This window comes from Planifilum fimeticola (assembly GCF_003001905.1).
GTDB classification, from domain to species: Bacteria; Bacillota; Bacilli; order Thermoactinomycetales; family DSM-44946; genus Planifilum; species Planifilum fimeticola.
Map to the genome: position 1 here is coordinate 57,408 of NZ_PVNE01000019.1, position 10,780 is coordinate 68,187.

Below are 10,780 nucleotides of genomic sequence, written 5' to 3' on the forward strand. Positions count from 1 at the left end.
AAAAAATCACTTGGTGAACCGGTCCGCCACCGCGCTGGCCGCGTATGCCTCGGGCTTGATCTTGGCTGTATAACCCACGGAGGTCACCCATCCCACCACTTCCTGGATCAGTTTCCGGGTCTCTCCCCGACGACCCACGTCGAGGTGGATCTCCACCGGCAGGTCCGCCGACAATCCGACAAGCCCCATCTCCTTCAGCTGTTCCATGCAGGAGAGGCTGAGCTCGGTCTCCCGATAGATCCGGTAGCGCAGGTCGGGAAGCGGCTTGCTCCGGTTGCGGGCATAGTAGAACAGGGCTCCTTTTCCCACGCGATGGACGATAATCGCCGTCACAAACAACGTTTCCCGGTGTGACGTCTGGGAATCGGTCCCCAGGACGATCTTGTACCTGGAGTTTTTGTCCCTTTCGATGTAGGCGCAGATGTCGGCCACCACCTGCACCAAGCTCATCGGTCCCTTACGAGGATGGATAAACAAGGGTGATCCCTCCACGGGTGATATCACCTCTCTTCTCCCGGAATGATGAAGCCTCACCGCTTCTCGAGTTTTTGCTCCAAACCGTCCGCCAGCCGCGCAAACTCTTCCAGGGTCAACGTCTCCCCCCGGCGGTTCGGATCGATTCCGATCTCCCTCAGCAGGCCACCCAGCTCCTCTTTCCGCTTCCCTCCGAAAAAGGCAGCGGACAGGGCGTTGGTCAAGGTCTTTCGCCTCTGGGCAAAGCCCGCCCGCACCGCCCGGAAGAAAAGGTCCTCGTTTCGGACGGAGACCGGGGGTTCTCGGCGAATCCGGAGGCAGATGACCGCCGAATCCACCTGGGGACGGGGAACAAAACAGTTCCGGGGAACGCTGCACACCCAGGAAACATGGGCGAAGTATCGGACCGCCACGGAAATCGATCCGTACTCCTTGGTCCCCGGTTCCGCCATGATCCGCTCGGCCACTTCCTTCTGGATCATGACCACGATCCGGTCCAGGGGAAGCCGCTCCTCGAGAAGCCGCATCAGAATGGGCGAAGTGGCGTAGTAGGGGAGATTGGCGACGACGGACCGCCGCTCCGCCGATCCCAGATGCCGCTCCATCAGCTCCCTCAAATCCACCTGGAGCGCATCCCCGTGAACCACCGTCACATGGGGGCGGTCGGCGAACAGTTCCCGAAGGATCGGGATCAGCCGGCCATCGATCTCCACCGCCAACACCGCGCCTGCACGATCCGCCAGCCTTTCCGTCAGCGCGCCCATCCCCGGACCGATCTCCAGCACGCCGGTGGAGACATCCAGCTCCGAGGCGTCGATGATTCTCTCCAACACCCGTTCATCCACCAAAAAGTGCTGTCCCAGGCTCTTTTTCAAGGCAAGGTTGTGATCAGCCAACAGTTCGCGGGTACGCGACACAATGGGGGATTGTTTCATCATTCAATCTTCCCTTCCGATCCGGTCGAGAGCCCGGGCAAATTCTTCCCGGGTGATGCGAAACAGTTGCAACTTCTGAAAAAAACGCCTTCCGTTGCCGTATCCGATCCCCATCACCTTTCCGACGGCCTCCCGGCGCCGGCGGGCCTTTTCCCCTCCGACCAGCCCGGCCTTCAGGTATTCCTCCCAGGTAATCAACTCCGCCTCCGGCTCCTCCTCCGTCCGGACACGCTCCAGGGCGCGCCGGATCGCCTCCGGGGAGGCGTGCTCGACGCCCACCCCGTCCCGGCCGGTGGCCTCCTCCCGGGAAATAAACGCGTGCTTGCATCCGGACACCTGTTCGGAGATGATCCGCCGGATCCGTTCCCCGGCCCCGTCCGGATCCGTCAGGATAATCACTCCCCTTCGGTCCTGAGCCCGCCGTATGGCCCGAATCAGGTCCGATCCGACGGCGGAACCCCCGGTCTCCAGGGTGTCCGCCGCCACCGCCCGCCGGACGGCGGCGGTGTCCCTCTTACCTTCGACGACGATCACTTCCTTGATCTTCTTCAACACGTGCCGCATGACCTCTTCCGTCGATTTTCCATGTTCTATGTTATTTTACCAAAAAACGAAATCTCGGAAACGGCCCTTACGCCGTCTCTTCAATCCGGAACAGACGGCAGGCATTGGCAGCGGTCTGACGCGCCACCTCTTCGTAGGGGATTCCCCGCAAGTCTGCGATCGCCTCGGCGACCAGGCGCACATAGCCGCTCTCGTTTCGTTTCCCGCGATGGGGATGAGGCGCCAAGTAGGGGGCATCCGTCTCGATCAACAACTTATCCAGGGGCACCTGAACGGCGATTTCCTTGGGCAGACGGGCATTCTTGAAGGTGACGGGCCCCCCCAGACCGATCAAAAAATTCAACTCCAGACACCGCTGGGCCATTTCCCAGTCCCCGCCGAAGCAGTGCATCACGCCTCCCACTTCCTCGGCCCCTTCCTCCCGAAGCACCCGGAGGACGTCGCTGTCCGCCTCCCGGTTATGGATGACGATCGGCAAGCCCACCTCCCGCGCGAGGCGAATCTGGCGGCGGAAGACCTCCTCCTGGACCTCCCTCGGCGAGTGGTTGCGATAGTAATCCAGACCCATTTCCCCGAGCGCCACCACTTTGGAATGTTCGGTCAGGGATCGGATCCATTTCAGATCGCCGTCCGTCATCGCCGCGGCGTCATGGGGATGCCACCCCACCGCCGCGTAGATGAAATCGTATCGTTCGACCAGGGCAAGGGTCGATTCAATCGTCTCACGGTTAAATCCGATGTTGAGAATCCGGGAAACTCCTTCTTTCTGCGCCCTTCGGATCACTTCGTCCCGGTCGTCGTCGAATTGTTCATCGTTCAGATGAGCGTGGCTGTCAAACAGCATGCCGTAAATCCTCCTCCAATCATCTCACGAGCAATTGAAAACGGTCCAAGGGGTAGAGAACGATTTCCGCCCTCCCCACCACCTCGTTGACGTCGATCATCCCGATATCCCGGCTGTCCCGGCTGTGATTGCGGTTATCCCCCAGGACGAACAGGTGGCCGGGCGGCACCCGCGTGTTCGGATAGTCCCCCCGGATTTCACTGGAGATGTACGGTTCCTCCAGCTTCTTCCCATTCCGCCATACGTGACCCCCGCGGATGGCGATTTCATCGCCCGGGAGGCCGATCACCCGCTTGATGAAATCCCGGCCCTCCTCCGTGTGGAACACGATGATATCACCGTAGGAAGGAGATCGCTGATCATAAATCCATTTGTTCACAATCAGCAGCTCATCCCCCTGCAGGGTGGGAAACATGGAGCTGCCGTACACCCGGTAGGGAGCATAAAAGTAAAGCCGGATCACCATCGCCAACAGCACTGCGATCAACACGGCGATCAACCATTCACTGGAGCGCGATCGATGCAACATGCGACCTCCTCCACCCGTGATCTCTTTGCCAAGCCGGCCGCAAGCAAAGCACCGTCCATCTCCCCGCCTTCCGGATCCCGGCGAAAATTCCGCACGGACCAGCTCCACCTGAAGGAGACGGAGAGGACTTCTGCCGTCACTGCAGATTTTTTCCTTTGTCCATTGTAAAAGATAAACAGCGATTCCGCCAATGGATGGGGAATCACCGATTCAATTCCCCTTTGCGCCGGGAAAAATTCCTGCAAATTCGCTCTGGAGCAATGGCTCCGGGATGAGCCGCTCAAGGGCGCCGCGATAACGCCCGGAGAAAGCCGCCGCTCCGCCCGGCCTTTGGGTCTTCCCCACCGCGCTTCGGGTTTTCCGTCTCTTTCGGCGACGAAACCCGCAACGGCGGCCGAAAAACGCGGGATCGGAAAGCGGGAGGATCCCGCTCCGAACCGGCGCAACTTTCCGACCGCCTTTTCTTTCATTCCGTCCCCTTCTCGGAACCGTCGGCAATGGAGACATCAAACAAAACAACCGATCACCCCGGAGGCCTTCGCCCCCGGAGTGATCGGCCGGTTTCACTTCACCCGGGTACCGCTCGGAATGTCGCCGGAAACGGTGGCAAGCACCAGCCGGTCTCCGTCCTTGGCGGCCAGAATCATGCCTTCGGAGCGCTCTCCCCGAAGCTTTGCCGGTTTCAGATTGGCCACGCAGATCACCTTGCGGCCGACCAGCTCCTCCGGCTGATAATACTGGGCGACCCCGGCCACCACCTGGCGGCGTTCCCCGCCCAGATCCAACTGCAGTTTGAGCAGTCGGTCCGCCCCTTTGACTCGGTCCGCTTCCACCACTTCCGCCACGCGCAGGTCCACCTTGGCGAAGTCGCCGATGGAAATGATCCCGGGGGCATCCTCTTCTTTCTTGGACGCACCCTTTTCCGGTTTCTTCCCGGATTCCCCGGAGTCTCCGGAATCGGCGAGGGCGGCGCCCATCATCCGCAGGATGGCCTGCACCTCTTCTTTCACGTCCAGTCGGGGGAAGAGGGGATCTCCCTTTTTGACCCGGACGCCGGAGGGGAAGGAACCGAACCGGCGGGAGCTCTCCCAGGCGGTCAGCTCCCCTTCGGAGAGGCCCAACTGTTCCCACATCCGGCGAGGAGTGCGGGTCAGGAAGGGCTGAAGGAGCACGCTCACAATCCGGAGCGACTCCAAAAGGTGATGGAGGACGGAGCCCAGGACGTCCCTCTTGGCCGGATCCTTCGCCAATTCCCAGGGCATCGTCTGCTCGATGTATTTGTTGGTGCCGCGGATCAGGTCCCAGATCGCCGTCAGGGCGACGGAGAACTGCAGCGCCTCCAGGGCCTTCTCCACCCGGTCCACCGTCTCTTCCGCCAGGCGCTTCAAATCCCCGTCGTGGGGGGTGGCGCCTTCGACGGCCTCCGGGACGATGCCGCCGAAGTACTTCTCCACCATCGTGAGCGTCCGGTGGAGGAGGTTCCCCAGGTCGTTGGCCAGATCGCCGTTGATCCGTTCCACAAATGCTTCCGGAGTGAAGGAACCGTCGGCGCCGAAGGGGACTTCCCGGAGCAGGTAGTAGCGGAGCGCGTCCAATCCGTAACGTTCGATCAAAGGAATCGGATAAACCACGTTTCCCTTCGATTTGGACATCTTCCCTTCCTTCAGCTGCAGAAAACCGTGACCGAACACTTTTTTCGGCAGGGGAAGCCCCAGCGCCATCAGCATGATCGGCCAATAGATGGTGTGGAAGCGGACGATCTCCTTGCCCACCAGGTGCACATCCGCCGGCCAGAAGGTCTCAAATTTGGCCCGCTCCTCGGGGTCATCCGACAGATAGCCGATGGCGGTGATGTAGTTGGTCAGGGCGTCGATCCACACGTACATCACGTGCTTCGGATCGTCGGGAACCGGAATGCCCCAGTCGAAGGTGGTGCGGGATACGCACAAATCCTCCAGACCCGGCTTGATGAAGTTCTGAATCATCTCGTTCTTCCGGGATTCCGGCTGGATGAAGTCGGGATGGGCCTCGTAATGGGCCAACAGGCGGTCCACATACTTGCTCATCCGGAAAAAATAGCTCTTCTCCCGCACTTTTTCCACCGGACGGTTGCAGTCGGGGCAGTTCCCGTCCACCAGCTGCCGCTCCGTCCAGAAGGATTCGCAGGGGGTGCAGTACCAGCCCTCGTACTCGCCGAGATAGATATCCCCCTGATCCATCAAGCGTTTGAAGATCTTCTGCGCCACCCGCTTGTGCCGCTCCTCGGTCGTCCGGATAAAGTCGTCGTAGGAGATGTCCAGACGATCCCAGAGCTGGCGGATACCCGCCACGATTTCATCGACGAACTGCTGGGGAGTCTTCCCCTGTTCCCGGGCCTTGCGCTGGATCTTCTGGCCGTGCTCGTCGGTTCCGGTCAGGTACATCACCCGATATCCCTTGAGCCGCTTGTATCGGGCCATCGCATCACCGGCCACCGTGGTGTAGGCGTGGCCGATGTGCAGTTTGTCGCTGGGATAATAGATCGGCGTCGTGATGTAGAAGGTTTTTTGTTCCGCCACACTCGTTTCCTCCTTTCCGCATATCAAAAAACCTCCCGCCCGAACATGGGGCGAGAGGCTCTCCTCACGCGGTACCACCCAATTTCGGCATCCCCTCGCGGCGGATGCCCTCAGCCAGTGCTGCACACTGCTCCGATAACGCCGGAGTGCGCCCGCCCCTACCCACCAAAACCGGCTTCAGGGCGGGATCTCGGGGGCCATGTTCACCGCGGCGGCCATGCCGGCTTTCACCTGACCCGGCTCTCTGTCGATGGCCGGCCGGCGGTTACTCATCCCCTTCATCGACGGGCAGTTATTCCCGGAAAAAATCGGTTATCGTGTTATACCATTATAGCGAATCCGAAGAAGACAAATCAACCGTCAACCTTCTATCGCCTTAAGAAATCGTTCCCCGAACGACGGATAGGGAGCCGCCTCGTTTCTCCCGGATCTGCAGCATAGCCCTTTCCATCGGTTTTTGAGAGGATTTATTACCCTTGATTGCCGAAGAATCGTCTCCCTATACATCGAGCCGTCGGGATAAATCCCCCTGTATTGATCCACCGGTCGTTCGGACCGATTTCCATCACCGGCGATACGCCTGTTTCATCCCATCCATCAATGCTTCCTTCAGCTTTTTTCGCAATTCGCCGTGATTCTCCTCATTGTATTGGTATCGCCTGTCCGTCCACTTTTCATCGGAATATCGCCAGACCGGATACGGTTTCAGTTCCTCCGGCTCCCAATCGTACCTGGGAAAGATGTGGGCGTGCAAAAAGGGATCCTTGTTGCCGTAAATGGAGTAATTGACCCTTTTCGGCCGACAGACCTGCTCGACAGCCTCACCGATCAGGCTCATGTCGAGCAAAAAATCCTGGCGCCTTTCCAGGCTCAACCGGTTTAACGATTCCACCCGGGGATACGCCAACAGCAAACAATAGCCGGGCAGAAATTGCGTGTTCCCGATCACGGCAAACCCGCTTTTCATCTTGGCCAGCACCATCGGGTTTTCGCCGCGGAGAGCGGAGCCGATCGGATCCCTTCTCCAGTCCCCCGTCACTGAAGGATCTCTCCTTTCGATCCCGTCTTCTGAAGCATGATCCAATTTCCCTTCACCGCTTCACATCATACCGGACCGCAAAGGGGGATTCCTTCCGAAGGATCCGGCCCTCCGCGGCCAGCCGGTCCAGTTCCTGCTTCAGTCGGCTCACTTCCCAACGGAGGCCGCAGGTCCGGTTGATGTGGGCCACGGCGTCCAACAGATCGGTGTCAAACAGAGGCAGCCGTTCCCGGATCGCCTCCAACACCTTTTCGTCCCTCGCTTCCGACACCGCCGCAAGTTCCGCGAAGGGATCCGCCACGTGAGGACTCCGGGTATAAGCCGCACGGATCCGGACGAAGAGCGTCCGCCCGTACACCGCCGAGGATACGAAGGTGTCCCCGGACCGGAGGTAGGGAAGCCGCTTTCCTTCCTCCGGCGTCAAATCCGTCTCCTCCCTCAGGGTGGCAATGTCCGTCCCGCGTACCGTCCGGAATACAAATTTGGTATTGAGCTGGGCGGTGATCGTCTCGTCCAGCAGGGTGGGGCGCTGAGTGGCCAATATCAGGAAAACGCCGTATTTCCGCCCTTCCTGCGCAATTTCCTTCAGGATTGATTTGGCCGGGGAATCCACCCCCTTCGGGGCGAAATTGTGGGCCTCGTCGGTGGCCACGACGAAGGGCGGGAAGAAGGTGCCCTCCTCCCCGTTCATCCGGGCATCCCGGTAATCCCTCCGCTTCCGGTAGAGGCTTCCGGTCACATAGGTGGAAAACACCTGCAACACCCAGGCAGGTCCCTGGACCACCACGAGCTTCCGCTGTTCCAGGGCCCTCTCAATGGGCTGGATATCGCGCTGAAACAGCCCCGCCTTTTCCAGCCGCGACAGGCGCCACTGCACCCCCTTGACCGAGGCGAGGGGCAGGCTGCCGTATTTTTGGAGCAGCCCCAGCAGGTCCCGGGTTTTTTCCGCCTCCTCCGGCGTCAGTTCAGGATCCCGGAGACGCCGCTCCAGTCCTTTGCTTCCCTCCTCCAGGGCCATGGCCACGTTGCTCAGGCGGTCGCTGAAGGACTGATAAGAATCCCCCCGCCGATGGAGGGTTTCGATCACGTTGGTCATCGAGTCGGTCAGGTGCCCCCCGGCCGCCCCGAGCAGCTGAATCACGTCCCGGGTGGAGAGGGCTGAAAAGAGGACCCCCACCTCCCGGCCCACCTGAACGGAAAGCCACCGGTCTCTGAAGTCGGGGCCGTGGTCCTTCAGCTCCGCCACCCGCTCGCTGAAATCCATCTCAAAGTGGGGGTCAAAGACGACCGTCGGGATGGACAGCTTCATCAGTTCCTCCAACATCACCCGGAGGCCGAAGGACTTGCCCGAACCGGAACCGCCGAAGATGCCGATGTGGGGATACTGCTGCATCGATCGGATGTCGAAGACGAAGGGGACTCCCTGTTGGGGAAGGAACTGTCCCGCCTCCATCCGGAACAACTGCCCGGACAGCTCCGAAGGAAGGGTCGGCGCCAGGGACTCCGTCCCCAGGATCTCCCCGAGCACCATCCCCTCCTCCGGAAGCTGTTTCACCAAAAGTTCCCGCACTTCGTCAAAGCTGGGTGGGCGCACCCGGCACCCGGTCCGCACCGGATGGGGAGCCTCCGCAAAGAGCCGGATTTTGGCCAGATTGATCTCATCGGCTCCGATGTCGTAGCCGATCTGTTCCAGGGAGGAAATCACCTGCGAATCCACCAGGGACTTGTCCATTCCCATCGGAATCAGCCGGTTGTAGGCCAGGGTCTCCACCACTTCCCCACGGGGATAATTGAGCGACTCATCCTCGATGATGAGGATCTCGTTCACCCGAAACTTTCGCTCTTTGGAAACCGCGTACACTTCCTGTTGGGTCGTCACTCCCACCACTTGCACCGCCGCCTACCTCCTTTGCCGGAAACCCGTTCGGGACGCTTCTTCATACCTCACCGTCCGCCCGAAGGCGGAAAAACTCCTCAGAAACGCACAAAACCGGAGAAAAAGGCCGCATGAAAAGGGCAAGATGCATCACGGGGTCAAAGATGCCGCTCGCTCCGCTTCGGCACCAGCAGGCGGTGAAGCAGATCCGGGTCGATATACTCTTCCACCATCGCCTCGATGAGCGGATCCGTCACCCGCACCTCCGCATCGACGATATCCAGCCACAGGGGGATGCCTCTCCCCGACTCCGGCGTCAGCGTCCGGCAGAGGCGGATCAAGTCCCCGCGGTGCTCCCACTGGCTGATCAACCCATCGATGCCGACCGGCTGGGGACTTCCGGAGGGACGGATCACCACTTTCCACAGCCCGGTGTCCGATGCGTCCCATCCTTCCCAGGCATACGCCTCGCCCTGGTTCAGGACGCCGTACAAAATGTCCCGGTCCGACCAGGTCGGCCGGTCGGGAAACAGCGCCCGGGCCAACCCCTTGGTCCCGATCTCCTCCGACACCCCCACCAGCAGGACCCCGGCCCGTTCCGCCGCCTCCTTCAATTCGTTCCATCCTTCCGCATCGTCGATCATGAAGTGGCGCAGGGAACCATCCATCATCACCACCCGGGGAGCCCACCTTCTGATCGCTTCCAGGGCCGCCCGAAGCTCCAGGCTGGATAGGATGGTCCCCCGCCGACGGGCTTCCCGGGCCGCTCCTCCATTCATCTCCTCCTCCGGCTCCAGCAAGGGGGTGTACACTTCGGCTTCCCAGTGTTCCTCCCCGCGCGTTCCCTTGGCCAATGCCTGAAAAACCGAAAGGGTGTGGGGATGGGCTCCAGAGGTCGAGTTGACCGAGCCGTCCACTCCGATCAGCAGACCCTCTCCCAACCAGGATTTCAGCTCCGCCTCCGACCACTTGTCCACCGGAAAAAAGGCTCCCGCCTCTTCCAGCCGCCGCCGGAGGGTTTCCAGCCGAAATTCGGCAGGAGGATACATCCGGCGCAGCTCCCGATTCAGCGCCCGTAATTTTTGCTTCAACTCCTCGGAAACGGGGAGCACGCTCCTTCCTCCCTTCCGCGCCACACCTTGGTCCATCCCGTACACTAACAGTCTACAAAAAAATCGTGCGGCAATCACCCGCACAAGCGGGTGAAAAGCGCGCATTTTCCCGCGGATCTCCATTCAATTTACTGTGAATGTTGTAAAAAATACGCGACAAATTATGATTGTCTTATTGACTGTAATGGTAATCGCTGGTATGATGTTGATGACGCCGTTCCTGTCGAATTTTGGCGGCTCGAGACCAAGATCAAAAAGACTCAAAAGAGAGGAGAAGTGAAAATGCTGAAATCTACCGGAATTGTGCGGAAAGTGGACGAGCTGGGGCGTGTGGTGATTCCGATTGAACTGCGCAGGACCTTGGGGATCGGAGAAAAGGATGCGCTGGAGATCTTCGTGGACGGCGAACGGATCGTGTTAAAAAAATATGAACCCGCTTGCATTTTTACAGGTGAAGTGGACAACACCATCCGTTATAAGAACAAAGTCGTAAGCAAAAAGTGCATTGAGGAAATGTATCAATTGCTCCAAAAGGAGAAGGAAGAAGTGACCGTGGAGTAACCGTATTCATTGTTATTACATGGAAACAAGCATCGATTTTGTCTGTTCTTCCTTTTCTTTTTGGTGTTTTTGTATATTCCTGCAGGCCTTCCGTACGACGGAAGGCCTGAGGCTATTGACAAACCCAGCGGAAAAACCGCTGGGTTTGTATGCTAATTGGAAGAAAATAGAGAAGAACAGACGGATAAAGGACCCGCCTTGGGGCCCATTGTTCCTCTTCCAAAGGAGCAAGGCCATTTTCTTGATGTTTTGGCAAACGGCAGTAAGGAGGCATTGCTCTGTTACTCT

At 59.4% G+C, this 10,780-nt stretch carries 11 protein-coding genes and 1 other annotated feature; of the genes, 1 reads left to right on the plus strand and 10 read right to left on the minus strand.

What is annotated here, in order from left to right; all coding sequences use genetic code 11:
• Nucleotides 1-6: 6 nt before the first annotated feature.
• The 9 genes from CLV97_RS11995 to CLV97_RS12040 all read right to left on the minus strand — a co-directional run bounded on the left by CLV97_RS11995 (nt 7) and on the right by CLV97_RS12040 (nt 9,931).
• On the minus strand, nt 7-477 hold the full coding sequence (locus CLV97_RS11995; RefSeq protein ID WP_245891507.1) for a ribonuclease H-like YkuK family protein: 471 nt from the start codon (nt 475-477) through the stop codon (nt 7-9).
• A 53-nt stretch (nt 478-530) separates the two neighbouring features.
• On the minus strand, nt 531-1,412 hold the full coding sequence (gene rsmA, locus CLV97_RS12000; RefSeq protein WP_106345769.1) for a 16S rRNA (adenine(1518)-N(6)/adenine(1519)-N(6))-dimethyltransferase RsmA: 882 nt from the start codon (nt 1,410-1,412) through the stop codon (nt 531-533).
• Nucleotides 1,413-1,973, minus strand: a complete 561-nt coding sequence (rnmV, locus tag CLV97_RS12005) for a ribonuclease M5 (RefSeq protein WP_106345770.1) — start codon at nt 1,971-1,973, stop codon at nt 1,413-1,415.
• 67 nt (nt 1,974-2,040) lie between these two features.
• On the minus strand, nt 2,041-2,817 hold the full coding sequence (locus tag CLV97_RS12010) for a TatD family hydrolase (RefSeq protein ID WP_106345771.1): 777 nt from the start codon (nt 2,815-2,817) through the stop codon (nt 2,041-2,043).
• A 19-nt stretch (nt 2,818-2,836) separates the two neighbouring features.
• Nucleotides 2,837-3,346 carry a signal peptidase I gene (gene lepB, locus CLV97_RS12015; RefSeq protein ID WP_106345772.1) on the minus strand — a complete coding sequence of 170 codons (510 nt, stop codon included), beginning with the start codon at nt 3,344-3,346 and terminating at the stop codon, nt 2,837-2,839.
• Nucleotides 3,347-3,909: 563 nt separating this feature from the next.
• A complete protein-coding gene (metG, locus tag CLV97_RS12025) occupies nt 3,910-5,904 on the minus strand; it encodes a methionine--tRNA ligase (protein ID WP_106345774.1) in 1,995 nt (664 codons plus the stop codon).
• Nucleotides 5,905-5,947: 43 nt separating this feature from the next.
• Nucleotides 5,948-6,195: a binding site (T-box leader), on the minus strand.
• A 274-nt stretch (nt 6,196-6,469) separates the two neighbouring features.
• Entirely contained in the window at nt 6,470-6,943 is a 474-nt protein-coding gene (locus tag CLV97_RS12030) for an HIT family protein (protein WP_245891511.1), read from the minus strand.
• Between the two features lie 52 nt (nt 6,944-6,995).
• A complete protein-coding gene (locus tag CLV97_RS12035; protein WP_106345775.1) occupies nt 6,996-8,837 on the minus strand; it encodes an ATP-binding protein in 1,842 nt (613 codons plus the stop codon).
• Nucleotides 8,838-8,977: 140 nt separating this feature from the next.
• A complete protein-coding gene (locus CLV97_RS12040) occupies nt 8,978-9,931 on the minus strand; it encodes a DNA double-strand break repair nuclease NurA (RefSeq protein ID WP_170070498.1) in 954 nt (317 codons plus the stop codon).
• A 282-nt stretch (nt 9,932-10,213) separates the two neighbouring features.
• Here CLV97_RS12040 and CLV97_RS12045 point away from each other — a divergent pair, with 282 nt between their 5' ends.
• On the plus strand, nt 10,214-10,492 hold the full coding sequence (locus CLV97_RS12045) for an AbrB/MazE/SpoVT family DNA-binding domain-containing protein (protein ID WP_106345777.1): 279 nt from the start codon (nt 10,214-10,216) through the stop codon (nt 10,490-10,492).
• Between the two features lie 15 nt (nt 10,493-10,507).
• On the opposite strand, the gene CLV97_RS18390 is transcribed toward CLV97_RS12045, so the two are convergent.
• On the minus strand, nt 10,508-10,780 hold a 273-nt coding region (locus CLV97_RS18390; RefSeq protein ID WP_211295742.1), incomplete at its 5' end, for a hypothetical protein.

Excerpts from the sequence above, each read along its gene's own strand:
- rsmA (WP_106345769.1), bottom strand. The coding sequence starts at position 1,412 with ATGATGAAACAATCCCCCATTGTGTCGCGTACCCGCGAACTGTTGGCT.
- rnmV (WP_106345770.1), bottom strand. The coding sequence starts at position 1,973 with ATGCGGCACGTGTTGAAGAAGATCAAGGAAGTGATCGTCGTCGAAGGT.
- CLV97_RS12010 (WP_106345771.1), bottom strand. The coding sequence starts at position 2,817 with ATGCTGTTTGACAGCCACGCTCATCTGAACGATGAACAATTCGACGAC.
- lepB (WP_106345772.1), bottom strand. The coding sequence starts at position 3,346 with ATGTTGCATCGATCGCGCTCCAGTGAATGGTTGATCGCCGTGTTGATC.
- CLV97_RS12045 (WP_106345777.1), top strand. The coding sequence starts at position 10,214 with ATGCTGAAATCTACCGGAATTGTGCGGAAAGTGGACGAGCTGGGGCGT.